22 protein-coding genes and 1 pseudogene are annotated in these 25,586 nt (G+C 64.2%); 19 read left to right on the forward strand and 4 right to left on the reverse strand.

Annotated features, from left to right (window positions below; translation table 11 throughout):
* The first annotated feature begins 1 nt into the window (after nucleotide 1).
* From FFS37_RS36510 to arsK, 13 genes are all read left to right on the forward strand, one after another.
* Complete coding sequence (locus FFS37_RS36510) at nucleotides 2-1,960, forward strand: calcium-binding protein (RefSeq protein ID WP_137934581.1); 1,959 nt, start codon at nucleotides 2-4, stop codon at nucleotides 1,958-1,960.
* Between the two features lie 483 nt (nucleotides 1,961-2,443).
* Nucleotides 2,444-2,797 (forward strand): hypothetical protein, encoded by a 354-nt coding sequence (locus tag FFS37_RS30025; RefSeq protein WP_137934582.1) that lies wholly within the window; start codon nucleotides 2,444-2,446, stop codon nucleotides 2,795-2,797.
* Nucleotides 2,798-2,970: 173 nt separating this feature from the next.
* The gene (locus tag FFS37_RS30030) at nucleotides 2,971-3,555 is read left to right on the forward strand and encodes a hypothetical protein (protein ID WP_137934583.1); all 585 of its coding nucleotides are present in this window, start codon (nucleotides 2,971-2,973) and stop codon (nucleotides 3,553-3,555) included.
* 14 nt (nucleotides 3,556-3,569) lie between these two features.
* Nucleotides 3,570-5,252 carry a calcium-binding protein gene (locus FFS37_RS30035; protein WP_137934584.1) on the forward strand — a complete coding sequence of 561 codons (1,683 nt, stop codon included), beginning with the start codon at nucleotides 3,570-3,572 and terminating at the stop codon, nucleotides 5,250-5,252.
* Nucleotides 5,253-5,356: 104 nt separating this feature from the next.
* Nucleotides 5,357-7,138, forward strand: coding sequence for a type I secretion system permease/ATPase (locus FFS37_RS30040; RefSeq protein WP_137934585.1), 1,782 nt, complete (start codon nucleotides 5,357-5,359; stop codon nucleotides 7,136-7,138).
* Between the two features lie 13 nt (nucleotides 7,139-7,151).
* Nucleotides 7,152-8,462 carry an HlyD family type I secretion periplasmic adaptor subunit gene (locus FFS37_RS30045; protein WP_232375817.1) on the forward strand — a complete coding sequence of 437 codons (1,311 nt, stop codon included), beginning with the start codon at nucleotides 7,152-7,154 and terminating at the stop codon, nucleotides 8,460-8,462.
* A 468-nt stretch (nucleotides 8,463-8,930) separates the two neighbouring features.
* A complete protein-coding gene (locus FFS37_RS30050) occupies nucleotides 8,931-10,847 on the forward strand; it encodes a diguanylate cyclase (RefSeq protein WP_137934587.1) in 1,917 nt (638 codons plus the stop codon).
* Nucleotides 10,848-10,916: 69 nt separating this feature from the next.
* Complete coding sequence (locus FFS37_RS30055; RefSeq protein WP_137934588.1) at nucleotides 10,917-11,249, forward strand: ArsR/SmtB family transcription factor; 333 nt, start codon at nucleotides 10,917-10,919, stop codon at nucleotides 11,247-11,249.
* Between the two features lie 64 nt (nucleotides 11,250-11,313).
* On the forward strand, nucleotides 11,314-12,375 hold the full coding sequence (gene arsB, locus FFS37_RS30060) for an ACR3 family arsenite efflux transporter (RefSeq protein ID WP_171026481.1): 1,062 nt from the start codon (nucleotides 11,314-11,316) through the stop codon (nucleotides 12,373-12,375).
* Nucleotides 12,372-12,794 (forward strand): arsenate reductase (glutaredoxin), encoded by a 423-nt coding sequence (gene arsC / locus FFS37_RS30065; protein WP_137934590.1) that lies wholly within the window; start codon nucleotides 12,372-12,374, stop codon nucleotides 12,792-12,794. Before arsB ends, arsC begins: the two co-directional genes overlap by 4 nt.
* Before the next feature lie 65 nt (nucleotides 12,795-12,859).
* The gene (locus FFS37_RS30070) at nucleotides 12,860-13,180 is read left to right on the forward strand and encodes an ArsR/SmtB family transcription factor (protein ID WP_137934591.1); all 321 of its coding nucleotides are present in this window, start codon (nucleotides 12,860-12,862) and stop codon (nucleotides 13,178-13,180) included.
* Nucleotides 13,181-13,228: 48 nt separating this feature from the next.
* Entirely contained in the window at nucleotides 13,229-14,614 is a 1,386-nt protein-coding gene (locus FFS37_RS30075) for an NAD(P)-binding protein (RefSeq protein WP_408631458.1), read from the forward strand.
* Nucleotides 14,611-15,855 (forward strand): arsenite efflux MFS transporter ArsK, encoded by a 1,245-nt coding sequence (gene arsK / locus FFS37_RS30080; RefSeq protein ID WP_137934593.1) that lies wholly within the window; start codon nucleotides 14,611-14,613, stop codon nucleotides 15,853-15,855. The genes FFS37_RS30075 and arsK overlap by 4 nt, the downstream gene beginning before the upstream one ends.
* A 38-nt stretch (nucleotides 15,856-15,893) precedes the next feature.
* Here the strand turns inward: arsK and FFS37_RS30085 are convergent, their stop codons facing one another.
* The gene (locus FFS37_RS30085) at nucleotides 15,894-16,331 is read right to left on the reverse strand and encodes a YqaA family protein (RefSeq protein ID WP_137934607.1); all 438 of its coding nucleotides are present in this window, start codon (nucleotides 16,329-16,331) and stop codon (nucleotides 15,894-15,896) included.
* A 92-nt stretch (nucleotides 16,332-16,423) separates the two neighbouring features.
* A complete protein-coding gene (locus tag FFS37_RS30090; RefSeq protein WP_137934594.1) occupies nucleotides 16,424-17,254 on the reverse strand; it encodes a helix-turn-helix transcriptional regulator in 831 nt (276 codons plus the stop codon).
* 103 nt (nucleotides 17,255-17,357) lie between these two features.
* Here FFS37_RS30090 and FFS37_RS30095 point away from each other — a divergent pair, with 103 nt between their 5' ends.
* Nucleotides 17,358-18,242, forward strand: a complete 885-nt coding sequence (locus FFS37_RS30095; protein WP_137934595.1) for an SDR family oxidoreductase — start codon at nucleotides 17,358-17,360, stop codon at nucleotides 18,240-18,242.
* 8 nt (nucleotides 18,243-18,250) lie between these two features.
* Here the strand turns inward: FFS37_RS30095 and FFS37_RS30100 are convergent, their stop codons facing one another.
* Nucleotides 18,251-18,949: a RibD family protein gene (locus FFS37_RS30100; protein ID WP_137934596.1), complete on the reverse strand. Its 699-nt coding sequence runs from the start codon at nucleotides 18,947-18,949 to the stop codon at nucleotides 18,251-18,253.
* A gap of 601 nt (nucleotides 18,950-19,550) precedes the next feature.
* Between FFS37_RS30100 and FFS37_RS30110 the strand changes: the two genes are divergently transcribed.
* The 4 genes and pseudogenes from FFS37_RS30110 (at nucleotide 19,551) to FFS37_RS30125 (ending at nucleotide 23,327) form a co-directional block, all read left to right on the forward strand.
* Nucleotides 19,551-20,498 carry a substrate-binding domain-containing protein gene (locus FFS37_RS30110; RefSeq protein WP_137934597.1) on the forward strand — a complete coding sequence of 316 codons (948 nt, stop codon included), beginning with the start codon at nucleotides 19,551-19,553 and terminating at the stop codon, nucleotides 20,496-20,498.
* A 319-nt stretch (nucleotides 20,499-20,817) separates the two neighbouring features.
* Nucleotides 20,818-21,246: pseudogene (locus FFS37_RS36655) on the forward strand (ATP-binding cassette domain-containing protein); the annotation flags it as partial.
* Nucleotides 21,220-22,314, forward strand: a complete 1,095-nt coding sequence (locus tag FFS37_RS30120) for a sugar ABC transporter ATP-binding protein (protein WP_408631459.1) — start codon at nucleotides 21,220-21,222, stop codon at nucleotides 22,312-22,314. The pseudogene FFS37_RS36655 and the gene FFS37_RS30120, both read left to right, overlap by 27 nt.
* Nucleotides 22,311-23,327 carry an ABC transporter permease gene (locus tag FFS37_RS30125; protein WP_137934600.1) on the forward strand — a complete coding sequence of 339 codons (1,017 nt, stop codon included), beginning with the start codon at nucleotides 22,311-22,313 and terminating at the stop codon, nucleotides 23,325-23,327. Before FFS37_RS30120 ends, FFS37_RS30125 begins: the two co-directional genes overlap by 4 nt.
* A 161-nt stretch (nucleotides 23,328-23,488) precedes the next feature.
* On the opposite strand, the gene FFS37_RS30130 is transcribed toward FFS37_RS30125, so the two are convergent.
* A complete protein-coding gene (locus tag FFS37_RS30130; RefSeq protein ID WP_232375818.1) occupies nucleotides 23,489-24,082 on the reverse strand; it encodes a flagellar basal body-associated protein FliL in 594 nt (197 codons plus the stop codon).
* Nucleotides 24,083-24,296: 214 nt separating this feature from the next.
* Between FFS37_RS30130 and FFS37_RS30135 the strand changes: the two genes are divergently transcribed.
* On the forward strand, nucleotides 24,297-25,586 hold a 1,290-nt coding region (locus tag FFS37_RS30135; protein WP_137934601.1), incomplete at its 3' end, for a hypothetical protein.

A 25,586-nucleotide genomic window follows, 5' to 3' on the forward strand; every position in this document is an offset into this window, starting at 1 on the left:
CATGTCCGAAATCCGTATTGCGGTAAATTACATCAACTTCACCCCTGGTTTTGGGCACTTGCAGCTCGTCTACGTCGATGGCGCGAACGAGACCGAAATTGAGGTTCAGGCGGGATATCTGGTAACGTTGGGGTCGTTCGTATTCCTTCCAGCGCGGGATCATCCTCAAAATACACCCAATTACAATCAGATCGGGTATTACTATACGGTGGCCCTTGATTTAGGCGGGAGAGAGGCCGAGGACGTCTGGAACATATTTATGCAAGTAAATACGCAGTATTATATAGAATATCCTGACGTTAGTTACGATCTATATAAAAATAGTAACTCTTATGCGGCGACACTTTTGGGAGTGGCGGGATTCGATATCTCTGATTACTACGATCAGTTGCACCTTGGGATCATTTCTTCGACCCCAGGCTCGGAGACCGACATCCTGCAGATTGCCTCCGATGCAATACCCCTTCACCTGAATGGGACGGACGGCAACGACATCCTGCGCGGCGGTCTGTACTATGACGTGCTTTCGGGCGGTGCGGGTGATGATATCCTGTGGGGCCGCCAAGGGGCTGACACGCTCGACGGCGGTGACGGCTGGGATGTCTCTGACTATCGCGATTCAGCGACGGGTGTAAACATAGACTTAACCCGGGAATACCAGGTCGGCGGCGATGCGCAGGACGACAAGCTGCTCAACATCGAGGAGATTCGCGGCTCGGCCCACGACGATGTCCTGAAGGGCGGTCCGGGCGACAATATCCTTAGGGGCGAGGGCGGCAACGATACGCTCTACGGCAGCGCCGGCGCGGACCGGCTGTTTGGCGGCGACGGCAACGACACCTTCTACCTCGACGCTTTTGGCAAGGAATTCGCGGTCGGCGGCGCGGGAGACGACATATTCATCTTCGACAATCTGCCGCCGTTCGGACCGATGGATCCGACCATCGATTTCGGAAACCTGGCCGGGACGTTCAACCCGACCATCGTGTGGGGTGGTGCCGGCGCGGATGAACTGCGGTTCGTCAACGCGCAGAACACTGCGTATTCCTGGGCTGGAATCTTCGTCGTCTATGATCCGTCTCTCACCGAAGAGAACGTCATGAATCTGGACTACGCCAAGCTGCGCGAATACTATCACGACGAAGTCGTTCAGGAGTATAACGGGTATCCTTCGATCATCGTCGTCAACCCGGATGCCGATGATTTCATCACTTACAATGGGCATCGGTTCGGCGCTGTCGATGTCGGCATCGTCCAGGAGAATCTCTTCACCAATCCCAACGGCGGTGAAATAGGAGACAGATATTACGGCTACAAAGAGGGTGGATGGGACTATGACGCCCTGATCTACCAGGATACGTTGTACGACCCCCATCAGCGTGACGCGATATGGCTTCGGGAGGCAACCGGATACGATATGTTCGGCCGCCCGGACGGTTATCCTCGTGTCGAGATATGGGGCTTCCGGAACGGTGACTTCGGAATTGAATTCAACGGCGTCACCGCCCGCCACGAATACAAGGATGGCACTCCAAACGGGCAATGGCTGACCGAAGGTGGCAACACGGCATTCGCCGAGATGTTCGACACCAACTCCAGGTTCTCCTTCCCGATCTCGACCTTCACGCTCGACCCCCCGGGACAGCGGATGGCCATGGCCGGGAATGTCACCGGGAGGGCGGGAGGCGATGGCGGGGCGGCTTCGGCGCGGCATGTCGCGGCCAATGACGCGGGCGGGCTTCACCTGGGTCTTGCCGGCGCCGATATCGGCGATGTCCCGCATGGCGGCGCGGCGCATGAGACCGTCGATCTCGACAGCGTCGCCGGGGCCGCGCCGCCCGCGGACTATATCCGCTTCGACGGCGCGATCGGCATTATGCTGGCTGACATGGCGTCCAACGACAATCCCGGCCCGGGCGATTTCTGGTACGAACCGGAGCCCATCGGCGCGCTCGTCTGAGCGCGGACCGCGCCGGGGCCACGGCGCCGTCACAGCCGACATCGAAAAAAGGGGCCGCGAGCACACGCGGATGGCCGAACCGGATCAGGATAGATGCCGCGCGGATGCGCGCGGCAGCGAGCTCGATCGGTTGTGTCACAAATAGAATACGCTCAGTCATATACAGTCAACTTTCTGGTGTTTCTGCAGTGTGGCTTGAGAATAGAAATTCATGAATGAAAATTAGCAATATAAAATATAATAATCCGATCACTATTTACTTGCGCTTGTGCGATTACCGCATATGATCACGAAAACGTTACCCCAGTTACGGCTGCGCTGACGTGAGGGTCCTCAGCTACGTCCCCTGCAATGCTGTGGATTCTAACGTCAATTCCCGGGGCGCGGTTCTGGGGCGGGTTCGAAGAAGCCGATGGAGAGATCGAGTTGCCCGGGGTGTCGACAAGCGGATTTCGTGACGCCCGAGGCGCAATTGGATGTCGAATGCCAAGCTTGAGGGCGACCAGGACAACCCTGTCCACATGCCTGCTCGCGGTGGCGCTCACCATACGCTTCACCGCGGATTCGCATGCGAATCTAATCGGAGCAACGGTGGAATCGGACCCGGCTAGATTTGCAGAAATCATTGTCAAGCAAGGAAATGTGGACAGGGAATTTATTTATTGTCTGCAAGACATACGCCTGTTCAATGATCCAGAAAGTGAAAACTGCAAATATACAGTAAGCAAGATCGATATAATTTCGAAAAAATTCGGCTATGGCCGACTTGGTGAGAACAATTTAGCTATCCTGAAAGAAATACTTGCCTATGTATCGGCATCCATGGAAAGGAACTAGCGCGTGGCCCTTATCGACGTTCTTTCGAAGGTATCTTTTGTCAACGGAGCGGCCGACGTAGAGCTTGGGTTTAGCTATCGCGCTGTCCGAAGATAGTCGGCCTGTCGAGGATCGGGACGAGCATGGCAGCACAGTGCTGAATTCGCGCAATGCAGCAAGGGAGCCATTACAAAATGCGAACCAGCTTTATTGTTTTCGGCACGATGGTGAGTTTTTTCGGTAACAATACAAGCCATGTTGCCGCAGAGCCCGTTTCTGCCAAGGCACAGGTCGACGCTGCCGTGTATCTTCTGTTGGACAGAAGCGGAATTGAGCCTTACCTGAGGAAATGCTCGGAGTATGCCTCCTCGGAGGAGCAGGACAGATGTTCGGTCAATCATATTGAAATAAGCAAGCTTATTGATGGCATTGGCATTAGCAGGCAATACGATTCCGAAATATTCATAAAAAGGTACTTCAACGGGTATTTTGAGAAAATTGTGTATTGCCTGAGAACCACATGCGGTGGTGCCTTCGTTCTGGAGGGGTATGAGGGGGCTGAGATGGCTGCGAGGTGGGAGCGCATGATTGATTTTCAAGCATGCATACATGCAGCTCCCGCCACCTGGGCCGCCGGGTCGCCAAAAGGCGAGGCGTTTGTTGCGAGATATCGGTTCAGGGATGCGGCGATGGGGTTGGTCGCGGATTGTGACGCATCGCTTCTCTCAAAATCGGATTTGTCCATACTTGAGAAATTCAATCTAAATGGTCAGTATTGAAAGGAGATGATCTTATGGCAATTTACGGACAATTGACCGTTGTTGTTGATTCTTCAATGAGCTCGTATGCATCTAGGCTGGATACTCTTTTTAATAATTTGCAATCTCTATCGGTGGCCTCTTCGCTTTTCTCGGTCACCAAGACAATTGAAATACGCCTGGACAATTCCAGCGGATCGCATCAAGGCTCCGGCATAATATCTATCAATTCTTCTGATTTCGACAATGTAAAATATATTGATTTTTATGGAAAAACCAACCTCTTGACTTTTGAGAGGTTGATTACTCACGAGACAATTCATGCAGTTTTGGGCAAAGGCGACCCTTTACCATTCAACGCTCCTTTGTCCGCTTATATCGCACTCTTGCAAGATCCAAGTTTTGATCCGATCGGCGAAACTGTTAGAATGACCAACGACATAATGGCGCAGGCCCCGTTTCAGGAAAACGGGCAGATGCATTACTTTAATCTGATATACCCGGATGAGACCAACCCATTGAGGTTGATATCATCTTATACCAACGAATCCATCATTGATGACGTTATACATGGAACCGTATTGTCGGCAAATGACGTTATTATCAATCGGGTAGGTTCGGTGATTGGGGACGATCGCCCGACTGATGATTTGATCATTGGCTATAATGGCAATGAGACGATCTTTGCGGGCGGTGGCTACGATCACATCTATGATGGATCGGGAGCGGACATCATCGAAGGCGGTGATGGCAGTGATACGATCTACCTCAGCGATGACGGCACGCGCGACATCGTCATCGTCGACGATGATAATGATGTTATTCGCGGCGGCGGCAGCCAGGATAGATTGGTTCTTCGCGGAACGAATTTTGGTGGCGGTGACGATACACAGGGGCTGGCGCTGCTCGGCGGGTTTCGGATGTCCGGCGGCATCGAGGCCGCATTCGAGCTGCAGCAGAAGTCGTCGATAACCTGGGAGCAGTGGAAGGCTTTCCTGGGCGACCCCGATGCCGAGCAAGGTGACAGTCAGGATGAGTGGGACACGGTGAGCACAGCCCAGGAGTGGCCGTTTGTGGACGATCTCAGTGATCAGCCCGGCCGCTTCATCCGCTATTATACATTCGAGGGTGAGGGCGGGGCGGAAGGCCTGGGGATAGTCTATTCGTTTTTCGACATGTCGGCCGACGCCTGGTCAACCGGCTCCGTGCAAATCGATGATTTCCAGGAGGGAGATTTCGGGATTCAGTTCTTCGACCTGACCCATATCGACGGAATGAGGGGCCAGTTAGGAGGAACGTATTCAGCCGATATTGTCGCCAATCAGGCAGCATTCGACCATATTTGGAACTCCGGCCAGTTGATAGTATTGCCGGAATCACCCGAGGAGCCGGGGCAGCAACGGCAGGCGCCTCAACACGACATGGTCATTCCCGTACCCTTGATAGAGGTGGAGAACGATCAGGCTCGATTGGCTGATGATCGGCGGCCGATCAACCTCGATACAGCTGTGCAGGTTTATGACGGCGGGCATCCCCCCGGCTGGATTGCCGCCGGCGCCTGGCATTCTGCATACCTTGCGGATGGTTCCGAGTTTGCCTACGGACTTGCCGAAGGCGTGGCCGATATCGAGCTTCTCGGCGCGGATTTCGAAGCTATCCAGGCGCGGGTGCCGGGCGATGCCTGGTATGAACCGGAGCCGATTGGCGGGCTGGTGTAGTCCGCACCGGTGCTGATGGAATGCGCCTCATTGGATTTCGACATCCAAGGCAGGGCCGCGATCGCAGTCGCGGCCCTCATGTGATCTCTCCGGGAGCGACCTGCATGACCAAACCCGGCACAGCCGCCCTGTTTTCCCGCGGCATTTTCGACATCGGCGTCTTTTCGCTGATCATCAACGTGCTGCTCCTGGTGATGCCGCTGTTCATGCTGCAGGTCTATGACCGGGTGCTGCCGGCGGCCAGCGTCGACACGCTCATCTATCTCTCGATCATCGCCGTTCTCGCGCTGGCGTTCCTCGGTCTGTTCGAGGTCGTCCGCTCCGTCTATTCGCAGCGCGTCGCCGCCTCGATCGACCGGCATCTGGCCTCGCGCGCATTCAGGGCATCGCTGTCTGGCCCGCGCGCCGAGGCCGGCGATATCCAGCCCTTGCGCGATCTCGCCACGGTCAGGGCCTTCGTCGGGTCGCGCGGGCTGATGACGCTGTTCGACCTGCCTTTCGCGCCGCTGTTCGTCGTGCTGCTCGGCTTCATCCATCCGGCGCTGTTCTGGCTCACGCTTGGCGGCGCCGTGGTCATGATCGTCCTGGTGCTGCTCAACCAGTTCGCGAACGGCAAGACTTCGGCGGCGGCCTCGGAGGAGGCGGCGCGCGCCAATCTCGCCGCGCAGTCCTTTGCCCGCAACGCCGATACGCTGAAGGCGATGGGCATGAGCGGCAACGCCACCGAAGTGTGGGGCCGGACCTTCGGCGCCTCGCTCAACGCCCAGGACCGCTCTTCGGCCGTGAACGCCGTCTTCAGCGGCATTTCCCGGTCGACGCGCATGTTGCTGCAGCTCGCCATACTGGGCGTCGGCGCGGCGCTGGTGCTGGCCGGCGAGATGACGGCGGGCATGATCTTCGCCACTTCGATCATCTCCGGCCGGGCGTTGCAACCGCTCGACCAACTGATCGGCGGCTGGCGCCAGACGGTGGACGCGCGCCGCGCGTGGCTGCGGCTGAAGACATCGCTGCCCGACAGCGCCGCGCATGACCGACCCAAGCTGCAGCTGCCGGAACCGATGGGCAGGCTCGCGGTCCGCGACCTGGTCTACATGCCGCCAGGGTCGGTGCCGGGGACCGAGCCGATCATCAAGCGGCTGAATTTCGAGATCGGCGCCGGGGAAGGGCTCGCCATCGTTGGTCCGAGCCGGGCCGGAAAATCGACGCTCGCCCGACTGCTTGTCGGCGCCATCCAGCCGAGCAGCGGCATGGTGCAGTTGGATGGTGCCGACCTCAGGACCTGGGACGAGGATCAGCTCGGGCGCGCGGTCGGTTATCTGGCGCAGGACGTGCAGCTGCTGCCCGGAACCATCGCCGAGAACATCTCGCGCTTCGACGCCGGGGCCACCGACGCGATGATCGTCGAGGCGGCGCGACGGGCGCAGGTGCATGAGCTGATCCTGTCGCAGCGCGCCGGCTACCAGACCCGCATCGGCTCTGCCAGCCTGGCGCTCTCGGGCGGGGAACGCCAACGCATCGGCCTGGCGCGGGCATTCTTCGGGAACCCGAAAATCCTCGTCCTCGACGAACCCAACGCCAATCTCGACCGGGATGGCGAGGTCGCGCTCGAACTGGCGCTGGCGCAGGCCCGCCAGAGTGGCACGACCGTGGTGATCATCACGCACCGGCTGTCCATCGCGGCGCAATGCGATCGTGTCCTGCGGTTGCGCGGCGGAGCGATCGAGGCGTTCGGCCCGAGCGCGGAGATTCTCGCGCCGGCGCCGGGACCGGGCGGGAAGCCGAAGGCTCCGGCGCCGACGGCCCGGCAGATCCAGCTCGGCTCGTTCAGCACCGGCTCGCAAGGCAGCGGCCGCTGGGCGGCCTCGCTGAAATCCGGCGGGGCATGAGGAGATGGCCGACATGGACCCGTCCTGGGAAAAATCCGTGCGGTCCGATACGCGCCGGATCGCGCTGTGCGGCTACGGCGCCCTGGCCCTGCTCGTGGGCTGTTTCGGATACTGGGCGACGACGGCGCCGCTGTCGGGGGCGGCCATTGCCCCCGGCACAATCGCCGCGGCCGGGCGCAACATCGTGATCCAGCATCTGGAAGGCGGCATCGTCAGGGATATCCTGGTCGAGGAGGGGGGCCGGGTGACAGCCGGGCAAAGGCTGATCGTTCTCGACAGCACCGCCGCCCGCACGCAGGCCAACCGGCTCAGGAAACAGTTCGTGACATTGTCGGCGAAGGCGCAGCGGCTGGCGGCGGAGAGGGACGACGTCAATGTGCTGCGTTTTGACGCCGAGGTCGAGGCGGGGGCGGGCGACGCCGAACTCGCCTATCTGATCGAGGAGCAGAAGAAGGAGTTCCAGGCGCGTCTCGAGCGGTTCCGCTCCGAGCAGGGCATCCTGCGCCAGCGCGTCGCCACCTTGCAGGAAACCATTATCGGCCTGGAGGCGCAGCAGCAGGCAATCGCGAACCAGCTGTCGATCGTGGTCGATGAACTCAGCCGCAAGAAGACGCTGGTGGACAAGGGGCTGACCAATCATTTCGAATACACGCAGATCCAGCGCAACCAGGCCGATCTCATCGGGCAGGCGGGCGCCATCACCTCCGAGCTCGCCTCGACCCGCAGCCAGATCGTCGAGGCGAAGGAGCAGATCGAGCGGGGCAAGACGCAGAGGGTCGAACAGGCCGTGAGCCAGCTGTCGGAAACGCGCGCCTCCCTTGCCGATATCGAGCAGCAGTCGTTGGCGGCGGAAGCCGTACTCGCCCGCACCACGGTGGAATCTCCAGCCGACGGCATCATCGTCTCGAGCGTGTACAATTCGCCGGGCAGTGTGATCAAACCCGGCGAGAAGCTGATGGAAATCCTGCCGACCAGTACGCGGATGATCGTCGAGGCGCGGCTTTCGCCGGGGGATATCGACGCTGTCCATATCGGCCAGCAGGCGCGGCTCAGATTGTCCGCCCTCAACGCGCGGCTCACTCCGGAAGTCGCCGCCACGGTGACGGACGTGTCTGCCGACCGGCTGGTCGACGAGAAGACCGGCACCCCTTACTACAGGGCGCGGCTGCGCATCGGCCAGGACCTTCCGGCCAATGTGAGCGCCGACCAGTTCTATCCGGGCATGCCGGTGGAGGCTTTCATCAGCACGGGCGATCGCACCTTCGCGGAGTATCTGGTGCGGCCGGTGCTGGACTCCTTCCAGCGCGCCTTCGTCGAAGAGTAGCGCCGGCGCCCCGTCCGGCCAGGCCGTCGGCCAATGCCATGCGTTCGAACAGACTGGCGGTATCGCCGGATGAGGGGAATTGGACCGCGGGCCTTCCTGGCATCCGTGTTCGCCATATCCTCCGTCAGCCGTGCCTGCCGAGGCGTCTCGTCACGATGGATACGACCCTGTTCGTGGTGACGACGGACAGCCGGTTGAAGATATCGTCCATCCATTGATGCGGCGGCCGGTTTTGGCGATGGCCGCGCGCACCGGTGGCCGGGCGCGTGGACCCCGGCGGCATGCGAAACCGGCGAATGTCCCGGCCTCGCCCGGCTCGGCCACGGTCCGGTAACCTTACCGGCATTTCCGGACAATCCAAGCGCGGTCCGTAACGCTTTGTTTGCCTGCCCCGCCTATCCACCGGGTAGTGCCGCCGATGGCCGATGCACCCTCGACGTCTGGAGCGAGAAGGGGACGCACAGGAAAATGGGTTCGCCCTGGTCCGAATTGCTGGCCAATCTCGCTGTCGTGGCGATGTTCGTGTCGGCCTGGATCCACACCCATGTGTGGCTGGACCGCAGGCCGGCCCTGGTGAAGTCGGTTGCCTTCGGGGCGCTGATGGGGGCGGGCGCCGTCATCCTGATGCTGACCCCCATGCAGTTGCAGCCGGGCGTGCTGGTCGATCTCAGGGCGACGATGATCGCCATTGCCGGTTTCTTCGGCGGCCCGGTGGCCGGCATCGTCGCGGCTGTGACGGCGGGCGCCTTCCGGACCTTCGAGGGCGGCATCGGCGCTTTCGCCGGCGCGGTCGGCATCGCGGCCACCATGCTGGTGGGCGTTGCCGGCAATCTTGCGCTCAGAGGCCGCCAGCCCGGCATGGGCGATATCATGATCCTGGGTGCTGCGACCGCCTGCGGATCGCTGCTCGGACTCAGCGTCCTGCCGCAATCCGTTCTGGAGAGGGTGCTGCCGGAGGTGGTGTTTCCCTCCACTCTGCTCATCTTCGTGTCCGTGGCGATGTCGGGACTGGCGCTCCATCAGGAGCGGCGGCGCATCGAGGCGCTGCAGTCGCGGCGCATCTTCAAGGCCGTGGTCGAGACCTTGCCCGACTGCCTCAACGTCAAGGATCTCGACGGACGGTTCATCGCCGCCAATCCGGCGACGGCCGAGCTGATGCAGGCGGCCGACGCCAGGGCGCTGATCGGCAAGACGGATTTCGATTTCTATCCGGTCGAGACGGCACGCGAGTTTCGCGCGGACGAACTCGCCGTGCTCAAGTCGGGCGCCGCGTCCGCCATCGAGCAGCATCTGCGCCACGAGGACGGCACCGATGGCTGGCTGGCGACGTTGAAGGCGCCGTTCCGCGACAAGAGCGGGGCGGTCGTCGGCCTGATCACGCATAATCGCGACATCACCGCGCGCAAGCAGCTGGAGACCGAACTGGCGCAAAGCCAGGCCAGGCTCGGCGACGCGCTGACGCACATGGCCGACGGGCTGGTGATGTTCGACCCCGAGGGCAGGATCGTGCTGTGCAATGCCCAGTACCGCGCCATGTTTCCCAGGACCGCCGAGATCAGGGTGCCGGGCGCCGACTACCGCGACATCTTGCGGGCCTCGGTGGCGCTCGGCGAGAGCATCGCCCCGCCGGATGCTCTCGAGGACTGGATATCAGGCATCATGGCCTTGCAGACGCACGCCAACCAGCGCCAGATCCGCCTTGCCGACGGACGCTGGCTGGATGTGCGCACGCGCCCGACCGGCAATGGCGGCAGCCTCAGCGTGTTTTCCGACATCACCGAGGCGAAGGAAGTCGAGGCAGAGCTTCTGGCCGCCAACGAGAAGCTCGACCTTCTGGCGCATCGCGACGGGCTGACCGAACTGTTGACGCGGCGCGCCTTCGACGACGCGCTGGCGCGCGAGTTCGCGCGCGCCAGGCGCACGGCCAAGCCGCTCAGCCTGCTCATCATCGACGTCGACTGGTTCAAGCGGTTCAACGACCATTACGGCCACCCCGCGGGCGACGAGTGCCTGCGCGTCATCAGCCGCTGCATCGAGGCGACGGCGCGCCGGCCGGGCGACGCCGCGGCACGCTATGGCGGCGAGGAGTTCGCGCTGATCCTGCCCGAGACCGACGCGCGGGGCGCCTTCATCATCGCCGAAAAGCTCAAGGGCAAGGTGCGCGAAACCGCGCTGGTCCATGCCGCCAGCGAAAAGGGCACCGTCACCGTCAGCATCGGGGTCGGCACGTTCGAGGCGGCCGGCGCGGCGATGGAGATCGCCGACCTGTTGCGGCGCGCCGACGAAGCGCTCTACGGCGCCAAGGCCGCGGGGCGCGACCGCGTCCACGGCTGGCGCCCGCATGTCAGCGGCCAGCGCCCCGCCACATCCCTGGGCAAGTCCTAGACCGCCACCGCTGTCGCAAGCTCGACATCGCCTGTTGCTATTAATCCATAAATCTGGATATATAGATTTATGGACAAGACAAAGACATTGCTGGCGCTCGCCGCACTCGGGCAGGAAACCAGGCTGGACGTGTTCCGGCTGCTTATCCGGGCCGGGGCGGAGGGCGTGCCGGCGGGCGAAATCGCCACGCGGCTCGGCACGGTGCAGAACACCATGTCGGCGCATCTGAAGATCCTTGGCCAGGCCGGGCTGGTTCGTGCCGAACGCGAAGGACGCAGCATCCGCTACATGGCCGACATGACCGGGTTTCGCGACCTGCTGGCCTATCTGATGGAGGATTGCTGCAACGGCGCGCCGGAGCTTTGCCAGCCGGTCATCCAGGCCGTGACCTGCAAATGCTGAGGTGGGAGCCATGACCGACCGAACATACAATGTTCTCAATGCCGGCGAGACGGCGCGGCCAGGCATCGGCTTCGTCGAGAAATACCTGACGGTGTGGGTGGCGCTGTGCATCGTCGCCGGCATTGCCTTGGGCCATTTGCTGCCCGGCATGTTCGCCACCATTGCCTCGGCCGAGATCGCCAGGGTCAACATTCCCGTCGCCGTGCTGATCTGGCTGATGATCGTGCCCATGCTTTTGCGTGTCGATTTCGCCTCGCTGGCCAGTGTCGGCACCTATTGGCGCGGGATCGGGGTCACGCTGCTCATCAATTGGGGGGTGAAGCCGTTTTCCATGGCGCTGCTGGGCTGGTTGTTCGTTGGCTGGCTGTTCCGGCCCTGGTTGCCGGCAGCGCAAATCGAGTCCTACATAGCCGGGCTGATCATACTTGCGGCCGCGCCTTGCACGGCCATGGTGTTCGTCTGGTCGAACCTGACACGCGGCGAGCCGAACTTCACGCTATCGCAGGTGGCGCTCAACGACGCGATCATGATCGTCGCCTTCGCGCCCATTGTCGGCCTGCTGCTTGGCCTGTCGGCGATCACCGTGCCATGGGCCACGCTGGCGCTGTCGGTTGCCCTCTACATCGTGCTGCCGGTGCTGGTTGCCCAACTGGTTCGCTGGCGGCTGCTGGCGGCCGGGCAGCACAGGCTGGATGCGCTGCTGGCCGCGTTGCAGCCCCTGTCGTTGGTTGCCCTGCTGGCCACGCTGGTGCTTCTGTTCGGGTTCCAGGGCGAGCAGATCATCGCCCAGCCGGTGGTAATCGCGCTGCTGGCGGTGCCGATCCTGATCCAGGTCTATTTCAACTCCGGCCTTGCCTATCTGCTCAACCGGATCTCCGGCGAGCGGCACTGCGTGGCCGGACCATCGGCCCTGATCGGCGCTTCCAACTTCTTCGAACTGGCGGTGGCGGCCGCGATCGCCCTGTTCGGGCTGAACTCGGGCGCGGCCCTGGCAACCGTGGTCGGCGTCCTGATCGAGGTTCCCGTCATGCTTTCCGTGGTGTGGATCGTGAACCGGAGCCGGGGCTGGTACGAAGAGGGCGCCGCCGTCCGCGACGCCATGTCCCGCGAAAGGACAGTGCCATGAGCATCACCATCTATCACAACCCCGCCTGCGGCACGTCGCGCAACACGCTGGCGATCATCCGCCAGTCCGGCGAGGAGCCGCAGGTGATCGAATATCTGAAGACGCCGCCGTCGCGGGAACGGCTGGTCGAGCTGATCGCGGCGATGGGAATGACGCCCCGCCAATTGCTGCGCGAGAAGGGCACGCCTTACGCCGAGCTCGGCCTAGCCGATCCCAGGTGGAGCGATGACCAGATCCTCGATTTCATGCTGGCGCATCCGATTCTGATCAACCGGCCGATCGTGGTGAGCCCGCTCGGCGTCGTCCTGGCCCGTCCCTCGGAAAAGGTGCTCGATATCCTGCCCAATCCGGATATCGGCCCGTTCACCAAGGAGGATGGCGAGGTCGTCATCGATGCCAGCGGCAAGCGGGTCGCCTGAGGTCTATTTCGATATTTTTCGAAATATGGCTTGACGACTGGTGTCGTCGGCTTCATTCTATTTCCATGAAACTCGAACAAGCAGCAAAGCAGCTGGAAGCGCTCGGCAATCCGACGCGGCTGAACCTCTACCGCATCCTGGTCCGGGCCGGCGAGGCCGGCCGACCGGTCGGCTTCCTGCAGGAAAGCCTCGGCATCGCGGCCTCGACATTGTCGCATCACCTGCACCGGCTGATCCTGACCGGGCTCGTCAGCCAGGAGCGGCAGGCAACCACGCTGATCTGCCGCGCCAACTATCCCATGATGACCGATCTCATCGGCTTCCTGGCCGACGAATGTTGCGCCGACGCGGCGTGCAATCCGGCGGCAGATGACGCCGCCGCCTAATTTTTTGCCTGCTATTTCGATAATGCTGGAAGGATAGAAATTATGGCCATGCAAGACGAACCGCCCATCGCCATCATCGGGGCCGGCCCGGTTGGGCTGGCGGCTGCCGCTCATCTCCTGGCGCGAGGCCTGCCGGTGAAACTCTATGAGGCCGGCGGCGGGGTTGCGGCCAGCCTGCGGGATTGGGGCCATATCAGGCTGTTCACACCCTGGCGTTATTGCATCGACGAGGCGGCCGGCAGGCTGCTCGAAGGCCATGGCTGGCGGATGCCGGACGCGGAGGCGTTTCCCACCGCCGATGAAATCGTCGCGCATTATCTCGAACCGCTCGCCCGTGTGCCGGAACTTTCGTCGGTGATCGAAACCAATGCGCGTGTCGTTGCCATATCGCGCTGGGGTGCCGACAAGGTGCGCGGCAAGGCGCGTGCGGGACGGCCCTTCATGCTTGTCGTCGAAACCGCCGATGGCATCCGGCGCGACAGTGCCCGCGCGGTGATCGACGCTTCCGGGACATGGCGCACGCCCAACCCGCTCGGCGCCGGCGGCATCGAGGCGGAAGGCGAGTCGGAATTTGGCGATCGCATCGCCTATGGCATTCCGGACGTTCTGGGCCGCGACCGTGCGCTTTATGCGGGGCGCACGACGCTGGTGGCGGGTTCCGGCCATTCGGCGGCCAATGCCTTGCTCGACCTTGCCAGGCTGGCGGATGCCGCGCCCGAAACGGTTTTCCTCTGGGCGGTGCGCGGGACCGACCTCGTGCGCATCTATGGCGGTGGCGACGCCGACCAGTTGCCGGCGCGCGGCGAACTCGGCGCCGATGTGCGCGATCTCGTCGAAAGCGGTCGCGCCAGCCTGGCGACGGGCTTCGCGACGGTGGTCATTCGTCAGCGGGACGGACGGCTGATCGTCGAGGGGCAGGGCGAGGCGGGCTTGGCTCAACTGGGTCCGGTCGACCGCATCATCGCCGCGACAGGGCAGCGCCCGGACCTGTCGCTGACCAGGGAGCTCAGGCTCGATCTCGATCCGTGGCTGGAAGGCGTCAGGGCGCTGGGACCGCTGATCGATCCCAATGAACATTCGTGTGGCGACGTGCCGCCGCACGGCCACCGCGAGCTTGGCCATCCGGAGCCCGGTTTCTACACGGTAGGCATCAAGAGCTATGGCCGTGCGCCGACCTTCCTGCTGCTGACCGGCTACGAGCAGGTCCGCTCTGTCGCGGCGGCGCTCGCAGGCGACATGGCGGCGGCCGACGCCGTGCAACTGGTGCTGCCCGAAACCGGTGTCTGCACGGTGCCGGCGGGTGGCGCTTCGCAGAGCTGTTGCGGCGGACCGGCGCCGGCAGCGATCGACGCCTGTTGCGTCGCGGATGCCGATGCGAAGGCCGCCGGCAAAAGCGGCTGCGGCTGCGCCGGCAAGATGGAGGCGGCCGAGTGAGCGACGGCAAGATCCCCGCCGCAGCGATCTGGGCATTGGGCGCCTCCCAGATCATCGGCTATGGCACGCTCTACTACAGCTACAGCATCCTGGCGCCGGCAGTGGCAGCGGAGCTTGCCTGGTCGCAGCAATGGGTGTTCGCCGTGCTGTCGGTGTCGCTCTTGGCAAGCGCCATTCTGGCGCCGTTCGCGGGCAGCCTCGCGGACCGGATCGGGGCGGGGCGACTGATGGTGCCGGGATCGCTGGCGGCGGCGGGCGCGTTGCTCCTGTGCGCGCTGGCGCCCGGGCGCGCCGGCTTTGCCATCGGCGTGCTGGCCATGGAGCTCGCCTCCTGCTTCGTCCTCTACAGCACGGCCTTCGTCGCCATCGTGCAGCTTGGCGGCGCGCGGCGCGGCATCACGCATCTCACCTTGATCGCGGGTTTTGCCTCGACCCTGTTCTGGCCGTTGACGACGCTGCTGCACCAGCATCTCGGCTGGCGCGAGGTCCTGGTTCTCTTTGCCGCGCTCAACGCCTTTGTCTGCCTGCCGATCCATTGGTGGCTGGCCGGGCTTTCGGCCCGTACCGGGAAGGCGCGGGAGAAGATCGTTCCCGCCACATCAGGCATGTCTGTCCCGGCATCAGGCCGGCGATGGTCGCCGCTATTCGTGCTGGTGCTGGCCGGCTTTGCCATCGAGGGGTTCATGCTTTCGGCTGTTCTCGTGCAGATGGTGCCCCTGCTCACCTTGGTCGGGCTTGGCGGGGCCTCGGTGCTGGTGGCGAGCCTGTTTGGCCCTTCGCAAGTGGCGAGCCGGCTGGTCAACATGCTGTTCGGGCGCGGCCTGACGCAGACATCGCTGGCGCTCGGCGCGACCGCCGCGCTGGCCGGCGGCCTCGCGGTGCTGCTGCTGGTGGCGCCCTCCGTTCCCGGCGCCATGCTGTTTGCCGTGCTTTTCGGCTTCGGATCGGGGCTGATGAGCATTGTCGGCGGCACGCTGCCGCTCGAATTGTTCGGCCAGGAACGCTACGGCTCCTATGTCGGCTGGATCACGGCGGCGCGCCAGTTCAGTTCCGCCTTCGCCCCGTTCGGCCTCACCTTGATGATATCGGGCCTCGGCGTTCTCCCGGCCTTGTGGCTCAATGTCGGGGTGGGTCTGTTCGGCATCGCGGCCTTCGCCGCCATCGCGTTGATCAGCCGGCAATCGCGCAAGGACCAGAAGAGCGGCGCGGCTGACCCGGCCGTGCCGCTCGCGGCCGGATGACCGTTTCCTCCGCTCAGAACTTGCGCGGGTCGATGCCGTCAGGCCCAGTTCAGCACGATCGCGGCCAGCACGGCGTAGCGCGCGATCTTGCCGATCGAGACCAGCACCAGGAAACTCCAGAACGGCTCCCGCAACACGCCGGCGACGACGGTCAGCGGGTCGCCCACGACCGGCAGCCAACTGGCCAGCAGCGACCACCGGCCATAGCGGTGGTACCACCGCGTCGCTGATCGAAGCGCGTCCGGCTTGACCGGAAACCAGCGGCGGTCGGCAAAGACCTCGATGCCCCGGCCCAGAAACCAGTTGATGACCGCGCCGAGGATGTTTCCCGCGCTGGCCACGGCAAGCAGAAGCAGCGGCGGATAGGCCTTGCTCGCCAGCATGACGGCCAGCACCGCCTCCGATTGCGCCGGCAGGATGGTGGCCGCGATGAGTGCGCTCAGGAACAGGCCGGCATAGGCGTAAAGCGTGGTCAGCAGACAAATCCGGCGGATGGTGGATGATGGTGTGCCGCTAGCCGCGGCGCGAGGATATTGCAAGCCGCCCGAATGGAGGCCGGTCAGTCCGGCTATTGCCTCTCGAAGCGCCGGGCCAGCGCGCGGATGCGGTCGGCGACCGCGCTGTCGAGCGGGTTGTAGACGGTGAGGCTGAGGTCGGGCCGGCCATCGACGGAGAAGGCCGAATATTCGAGCTCGATGTCGCCGAGTTCGGGATGGTTGAGGCGCTTGGTGCCGTCGCCGTGGCTCAGCACGTCGTTCTCCTGCCAGAGGGCGGCGAATTCCGCGCTGGCGGCGCAGAGTTCGTCGACCAGCTGCGCGACCTCGGAAACGGCGCCGGCGCGCGCCGCATCGGCGCGGAAGGCGCCGACGACGAAGCGGGCGAGGTTTTCCCAGTCGTGCTGCTTGGCGCGGATGATCGGGCTGCAGAACATGAAGCGCAATATGTTGCGCTGGCCGGCGGGCAGGGCGCTGTAGTCGGTCAGCACCAGCTGGGCGGCGCGGTTCCAGGCAACGACGTCCCAGGTCGCGGTCTTGACCAGCGCGGGGCTCGCCTCCAGCGTGTCGATGAGGCGTTGCAGCCGGGGGCTGACGCCCTCGACGCTGACATAGCGAACCTCGGGCGGCCGCCCCAGACCTAGCATGAAGAGATGCTCGCGCTCGGCCTCTGTCAGAAGCAGGCCCTTGGCGATGCGGTTCAGCACGTCGGCCGACGGCGCGCCGCCACGGCCCTGTTCCAGCCAGGTGTACCAGGTGGGGCTGATGTTGGCGCGCTGGGCGACTTCCTCGCGGCGCAGCCCTGGCGTGCGCCGGCGGCCGGAAAAGCCGAACGAGGCGGGATCGAGCCGGGTGCGGCGGTCCTTCAGGAAGGCGGCGAGCGTACCGGCGGAATTGGCGGGCATCCTGTCAGCCTTTCCCTGTTAGTCATTATACCATGATAAAGTCACTACTTTAATGGAATAATAGACGAGAGATACTGCGCAGGCAACCGCAGGAGATTTTTGCATGCGTATCTTTCTCACCGGCGCCACCGGTTTCATCGGCTCGGCCATCGTTCCCGAACTCCTCCAGGCCGGGCATCAGGTGATCGGCGTCACCCGTTCCGACGAAGGCGCAAAGGCGCTGGAAGCGGCGGGCGCCGAGGTCTATCGCGGCACGCTGGAAGACCCCAGGGGGCTTCGCGACGGCGCGGCCGAGGCGGATGCCGTCATCCACACCGCCTTCGATCATGACTTTTCGCGCTTCGTCCAGAATTGCGAGAAGGACAGCCGTGTCATCGCCGCGCTCGGCGAGGCGCTCGCCGGGTCCGACCGGCCGCTGGTGATCACGTCCGGCGTCGGCATGGGCAGCCCCGGCCATGGCGAACTGGCGGTCGAGGATGTCTTCAACCCCGATCACCCCAATCCGCGCATCGCTTCGGAACTGGCCGGCAATGCCTTGCTGGACGCCGGCATCAATGTCTCGGTGGTGCGCCTGCCGCAGGTCCACAATCCGGTGAAGCAGGGCCTGATCTCGCCGCTGATCGAGATCGCGCGCCAGAAGGGCGTGTCGGCCTATGTCGGCGAGGGCCGCAACCGCTATTCGGCCGGACATGTCTCCGACGCCGCGCGGCTCTACCGGCTGGCCGTGGAGAAGCGCCAGCCCGGCGCCCGCTACCACGCGGTCGGCGAGGAAGGCGTCGAGGTGCGGGCCATCGCCGAGGCGCTGGGCCGGGGCCTGAAACTGCCGGCCGTGTCGATCGCGCCGGATGAGGCGGCGGAGCATTTCGGCTGGATGGCGATGTTCGCGCCCATGGACCTGCCGGCTTCCAGCGCGCTCACCCAACAGCGGCTGGGCTGGCGTCCGACAGGGCAGACGCTGATCGCCGATCTGGATGCGATGCGGTACTGACGGCTCTGTCAGCCGGGCATAACCGCATAGCGCAGGTGAACAAGCCCGTGCGCCAGGGCTTCGCACCCTTTCAGCGAAAGCCGCACCTTGCCGGCGAGGCCGGCCTGACCGAACTCGACGAAACCCTGGTTGCCCGCCCGCGCGTCAAGCGCGGGGGCGACGAGAAGGCTGAGCTCGTCGACCAGTCCCGCCGCCAGGAAGGAGCCGTTGATGCCGGCGCCGCCTTCGAGCAGCAGGCGGCGGATGCCAAGCTCGCGGGCTAGCACATCGAGCATCGCGGCGAGGTCGAGTTCGGCGGTCTGCGACACGATGTAGGACACACCGTCGGCGGCAAGCTCCGCCAGATGGCTGTCCTCGACATCGTGGCCGAGCAGCACCACGACATGGTCGCCACCAATGTCGGGCTTGGAAAAATGCAGCTTGCCCGAGGCATCGAGCGCCACGGCATAGGTGCCGGCATCGCGCCGGGCGAAATGATGGGGCCGGTCGACCTTGCCGGGCTGGGCCGGGGGATGGGCTTGCGCCTTGCTCATCTCGGCCATGGTGACGCGGCCGACGATCCAGGCATCGCCCTCGAGATCGCCATGGATCTTTTCATAGAGGCCCGACCAGTCCGGCACGCCGCCATCGGGGCTCGCCGTGTAGCGGCTGGGATGAAGGCTGCCGTCGAGCGAGGCGAGCATGTGGCAGATGACGTGCGGCTTCATGGTGTTCTCCAGACCGGGGCCATTTTTGGGTGACGTGCAGAAGCACTACCACGTTATGAGTTTCTGGCCGAACACGGGAATTTCCGGCGTTGGCGCTGCCCCTCACTGTCCTGCCGGACATCTCTCCCCGTATAGGGACGGGGAGAGAGGGCTGGCCGCGACGCAGGCGCATTCTTTCCAACGCTGACGGTTGGCGAGGCCGGGTGATGACAGCGCCCCTCTCCCCGTCGCTATACGGGGAGAGGATGCCGGCAGGCAGGTGAGGGGCAGCGCCGACGCTGGTCACTGTCAACCGCAGTCATAGGCCATAAGGTTGGCGGAGCGCCGCGTCCATCAGGCAAGGCAGGGCGCCGACATTCAAAATTCCGACAATTCCGATAATTCGCGAGCCGGAGCTGTTATATCGATATTGCACAAGTGGTTGCCGCTGGGTTAGCATCCATTTGCTGATACCGGTGGGAGGCGTTTTGCAACGGTGATCGGCTGGAGCGCATGCGTTGTCGAACGCAAGGAGGATGCTCCAACACTTTGAACCGACGCATGGCCATCCTGAAACCGGTCCCGGTTTCCGGGCCCGTGCGTTCTTGTGGAGGAGGATCCCATGAACAGACGTGAATTCCTGATGACGTCCGTGGCCGCCGGCGCCATGGTTGTGGCCGCGCGCACGGCTTTCGCCGAGGACAAGCTGACCATTCTGGGCTCGGTGCCCAATCTCGGCTTTCCGTTCTTCGTGCACATGCTGAACGAGATCAAGGCCGAAGCCCAGGCGCAGGGCGTCAACCTGACCGAGAGCGACGGCCAGAACTCGGCCACCAAGCAGACCGCCGACATCGAGGCGGCGCTGGTGCAGAAGGTCAACGCCATCGTGATCTCGCCGCTCGACGTCAACGCGCTGGCGCCGGCGATCGAGGAAGCGGTCAAGGCCGGCGTGCCGGTGGTGACGATCGACCGCCGCGTCGACGGCGTGGAGGGCATCCTGGCTCATGTCGGGGCCGACAATGTCAAGGGCGGCGAGGCGGAAGCCCAGGCCGTGGTGGCGGCGTTCCCGAATGGCGCCAAGCTGTTCCACCTGCAGGGCCAGCCGGGCGCGGGTCCGGCGATCGACCGCAACAAGGGCGTGCACAATGTGCTCGATCCGCTGAAGGACAAGTATCAGATCGTCTACGAGCAGACCGCCAACTTCGCCCGCGCCGAGGCGCTGACGGTGACGGAAGCGGGGCTCGCCGCCAACGGCAAGCCGGACGCCATCATCTGCGCCAATGACGACATGGCGCTCGGCGCGCTCGAAGCCTGCGCGGCGCGCAACTTCACCGACGTCAAGATCTACGGCTTCGACGCGCTTCCCGAAGCGCTGGTGGCCGTGCGCGACGGCAAGCTCGCCGGCACGGTCGAACAGTTCCCGGGCCAGCAGTCGCGCACCGCCGTGCAGATCGCGGTCGCCTACGCCAAGAACAAGACCGAGCCGAAGGAAAAACTGGTGCTGCTCACGCCCATCGTCATCGGCAAGGACAATCTCGACAAGGCGGAGCGGTTGAACGAGACGAAGTAGAGCTTGGCCGGGAAAGGCTCATTGGTGAGGCCGGCGGGACAGCGCCCCCCTCTGCCCTGCCGGGCATCTCCCCCACAAGGGGGGAGATCGGCTGTTGTCTCCGCTTTCGCCAATTATCAGCCTTGCAGAAAAGGCGCTGCCGGCAGAACTGCCGATCTCCCCCCAAGTGGGGGAGATGTCCGGCAGGACAGAGGGGGGCGCTGTCCCGCTGCCGCTGCCAATTGGGAAGCAACCTTTGCCCACTGAAGCCGCACCCGTCCTGCTCGCCGTGCAAGGCCTGACCAAGCATTTCGCCGGCGTCACGGCGCTCAGCGACGTTTCGCTCGATATCCGCCCCGGCGAAATCCTCGGCCTGCTCGGCGAGAACGGGGCGGGCAAATCGACGCTGCTCAAGATCCTCTCGGGCGTCATGCCTCCATCGGCCGGCCGCATCACTTTCGATGGCGCCGACTATGCGCCGTCCAGCCCGCAGGACGCCAAGCGGGCGGGCATCGTCACCATCTACCAGGAACTGAGCCTGATCCCGACGCTGACGGTGGCGGAGAACATTTTTATCGGCCGCGCGCCGGTCGGGCCGCTCGGGCTGATCAACTGGCGGCGCATGGAGGCGGATTCCCGCGCGATTACCTCCCGTGTCGGCCTTTCAATCGACCCGATGACGCCGGTCTCGGCGCTGTCGGTGGCCGAGCAGCAACTGGTCGAGATCGCGCGCGCCTTGTCGCTGGAAAGCCGGCTGATCATCATGGACGAGCCGACCTCGGCGCTGACCGAGACCGAGGTGCAGCGGCTCTTGTCGATCATGGACAGGCTGCGCAAGGACGGTGTGGCCATCATGTTCGTCACGCACCGCCTGGAGGAGGCGTCCGCCATCTGCGACCGCATGACGGTGCTGCGCGACGGCAGGCTCGCCGGACATCTCGACCGCGAGGGCGGGCCGATCCGTCTGCCCGCCATCATCGAGAAGATGGTCGGCCGTGCGGCGTCCGAACTCTATGCGCGGCCGGCGCAGCGTGCCGTGGCGGGCGATGTCGTGCTGTCGGTGCGCGGCCTGCGCACCGTGCGCGATCCCGAGGCGCCGCACGCCATCGTGCTCGATGGCGTCGACCTCGACCTCAAGGCCGGCGAAATCCTCGGCGTCGCCGGGCTGGTCGGCTCCGGCCGCACCGAGCTTGCACGCGCCATCTTCGGCGCCGACCGCATCGCCGCGGGCACGATAATGCTGGAGGGCAGGCGCATCGCGCCGGCCTCGCCGGCGGACGCGATCGCGCTCGGCATCGGCCTGGTGCCGGAGGATCGCAAGCACCAGGCGATCTTCGCCGCGCTCGGCATATTGGTGAATTTCTCCGTCGCCTCGCTTGGCCGCTTCAGCAACGGCTTCGGCGTCATGGCCGAGCGCCGCGAGCGCGACGCGCTGGCAGGCTTCCGCAAGATGCTGTCGATCCGCATGGCCTCCGCCGAGCAGCCGATCGAGGGTCTTTCAGGCGGCAACCAGCAGAAGGTGATCCTGGCGCGCTGGCTGGCGCGCGATCCCAAGGTGCTGATCGTCGACGAGCCGACGCGCGGCGTCGATGTCGGCGCCAAGGCCGAGGTGCACCAGATCCTGGTGCAGTTGGCGGCGCGCGGCATCGCGGTGATGATGATCTCGTCCGAACTGCCGGAGGTGCTGGCGGTGTCCGACCGCATCGTCACCATGCGCAAGGGCCGCATCACCGGCGAGATGCCGGGCGCCGAGGCAAGCGAGGAGAGGCTGATGGAACTGATGGCGCTCGACAGGCGGGATGCGCGGCGCGACGAGGCGAGGGGGCAGACGGTATGAGCATTGCCGAGGACCAGAAGCAACGCGGCGGCGCAACGCTCGCTCGGCTCCTGATGAGCTTCGGGCCGCTGCTGTTCCTCGTGGCGCTCGTGGTGGTCTTCACCGTGCTGAAGCCGAGCTTCATCGATCCGATCAACCTGTTCAACATCACGCGCCAGATCTCGATCACCGGGCTGATCGCGCTCGGCATGACCTTCGTCATCCTCACCGCCGGCATCGACCTGTCGGTCGGTTCGCTGCTCGCCTTCTGCGGCATGGTGGCGGCGGTGGTGGCCAAGGGGGGGGCCGCCAACACGCTGTCGCTGTCCACATCGGGCACGCAGGGCTATGGCTGGTTCGCGGCGCTGCTCGCCGCCGTCGTGGTGGGGGCGGCCGCCGGCGGCGTGCAGGGGCTCGCCATCACCCGGCTGAAAGTGCCGCCCTTCGTGGTTACGCTGGGCGGGCTGACGGTGTTTCGCGGCCTGACGCTGACCATTTCCAATGGCGGCCCGATCTCGGGCTTCGACGCCTCGATGCGCTGGTTCGGCACCGGCCTGATTGGTCCGGTGCCCGTGCCGGCGATCATCTTCGCCATCGCCGCGATCCTGTGCCACATCGTGCTGCGCTACACGCGCTATGGCCGCGCCGTCTATGCCGTCGGCGGCAATGCGGAAGCCGCGCGGCTTTCGGGCCTGCGCGTCGACCGGATCCTGGTCTCGGTCTATGTCATCGTCGGCTTCTTCGCCGGGCTTGCCGCCTTCGTTTTGTCGGCGCGGCTGAATTCTTCCGAGGCGGTGGCCGGCATCGGCTACGAGCTGACGGTGATCTCGGCCGTCGTCATCGGCGGCACCTCGCTGTTCGGCGGCATCGGCTCGGTCGGCGGCACGGTGGTGGGCGCAGCCCTGATCGGCGTGCTGCAGAACGGGCTGCAGTTCAACAACGTCTCGTCCTATACGCAGAGCATCGTCATCGGGCTTATCCTCATCCTGGCGGTGGCGTTCGACAGATGGCTGAAGTCGAGGGTGCGAAGGTAGCGCTTCTTCCTTCTCCCCTTGTGGGAGAAGGTGTCGCCACAGGCGACGGATGAGGGGTGTTCCAGCGGAGTGAGGCGTCGGCGTTCCCTGGAACACCCCTCATCCGTCTCGTCGCTGGCGCGCCGATCCACCTTCTCCCACAAGGGGAGAAGGAAGAAGCTTCAGCCGCCCAGCTTTACCTCGATGATGCGCGCCGAGCCCGGCACCAGCTGGCCCTTGTGGTCGAAGCGCAGCACCACAATCCAGTTGAACTCGTCGCCTGGCCATTTGCCGCCCGGCAGCAGTGCCTTGGGGTCGGCGCCGAAGGCCTTTATCAGCTTGCCGAGCTGGCCGTGATGCCAGGCGATCAGGATCGACTTGCCGTGGGTCTCGCTGGACAGCGCGGCCACCAGTTCCTGGACTTCCCTGTCGGCGAAGCGCTGGTCGATGGGCAGTTTGAGCGCTTCCGCGAGCGGCGCCAGCGTCAGCCGCTCACGGGCGCTGTTTTTCGAATCGGCGCTCGCCACCAGCATGTCGGGCACGAACGGCGCGCCGTCGAGCATGAAGGGATGGAAGTAGCTGGCATAGGCCCGAGCGCGGGCTTCGCCGGCGGGCGACAGGTCGGGGCCGCTGTCGGGCTTTTCGCCATGGCGCACGATCAGCACCGTGGCATCGGCAAGCCCGGTCGTGGTGTCCTTGGCTACGGATGGGGAGGCGGTGAGCGCGGAGAGGGCGAACGCCATCATCCACATGGCTGCGAGAACAAGGCGTTTCATGGCGGTCTCTCCGGGCAGGCGATTTTGCAGGCCTTCACTCAGCGTATCATTCCGACGGAATGAGGGCCGATTGCAAATCGGAATTGCTCTATCTCTTTGTTCTTATGCAATTCCCAAGCGGGAAGCGCTATGCGCTTCCCGCGGGAAAACCGCTCACACTTTTCCCGAAATTGCTCTAGAAAGGCCGGGGCGGGTGGCATCATGAGGAGCGCTCATGGTTGCCGACATCATCAGGCCGATCAGCTTGAGTTTTTCGCTGCTGCGGCGGTTCTGGCCGCAGCTTGCGGCCCTTGTGCTGGCCGGTGTGCTGGCCGGCGATCTTCTGATGCAACTGGCGGCCAGGGTGGCGCTGGCCAATCACTTTGCCGGGCTCGCCATGCTGACCCTGGTGGCGCTGGCGCAGCTGGTGGTGACGGTGGCGATGTTCCATGTGCTGCGCCCCGGCCTGCCCAACGTGCTGGCCGCGCAGCGCAAGGACGAGGCGCGGGAGCGCGCCGAACAGCCCGATGCCGGCCGGCGCGGCTCGCGACTGGTGCGCATGATCACCATCGCGCTGCTGCCGTTCTTCGCCTACTACGCCGCGTGGGGCTTCCTTGGCGACATCGTGCGGCAGTATTCGCGCGAAACGCTCGACCAGGCCGATTTCGGCCAGGGCGCCAACGTGCTCGACGTGCTGGATTCGCGATGGCTGCTGATCTCGGTGGCGGTGTCGTGGCTGGTACGGCGGCTGGCCAAGTTCATGCAGGCCAGGACATCGCCAACAAAGGTCGCAACCGCCTCGTTCTGGGAAATCGTGGTGGTGATCTGCGAGACCAACTGGATCTTCGTCGGCCTCTATGTGATCAGCCGCTGGAAGGACACGGCGCTGCAATGGCTGATGAGCCGCAATTTCTGGTCCGTGCTGCAGGCCGCGGCCGAGGGGCTGGCAGGCCTGGTTCCGGCCGCGACGGCGGCGCCCATGGTGCCGGTCGAGATCACCTCGGTCGCGCCCTCGACCATCGCCATCAACCTGTTCTTCTACATGCTCCTGCCGCTGATCTGGCTGGTCATGGCGGCGCTGATCTATGGCTATGACGTGCGCGACGAGGCGGCGCTGATGCGCACCGGCAGCCGCCTCGAGCGTGCCGGCCGGCGCTATGCCGGAATGCCGAAATTCCTGCGTGATTTCGTCGAGCATTTCATCAAGGGCTATCGCTCGCGCTATTTGCCGATCGCCAACGGCGTCAGGCTGACGGTAAGCTCCAGCCTCGTGCTTTTGTGCACGCTCGTTATCGGCTACCGCCTGCTCGACTGGAGTGCTGCCTGGCTGTGGCTCGGCGCGACGCGGCTGATCGGCCCGCACGAGCTCGACGTCTGGCAGATTTTTTCGCGCGGCGTGACGCTTCTGTTCGGCAGCCCGTTCCAGGATTCCTCGACCGGCCTGCTCATCGAGCCGCTGCGCATATGTTTCCTGGCCGCCGTGCTGGAGACGGCGTTTTCGATGTCGAAGGGGGCGGGTGGGGTT

This window comes from Mesorhizobium comanense, assembly GCF_005503535.1.
GTDB lineage: Bacteria > Pseudomonadota > Alphaproteobacteria > Rhizobiales > Rhizobiaceae > Mesorhizobium > Mesorhizobium comanense.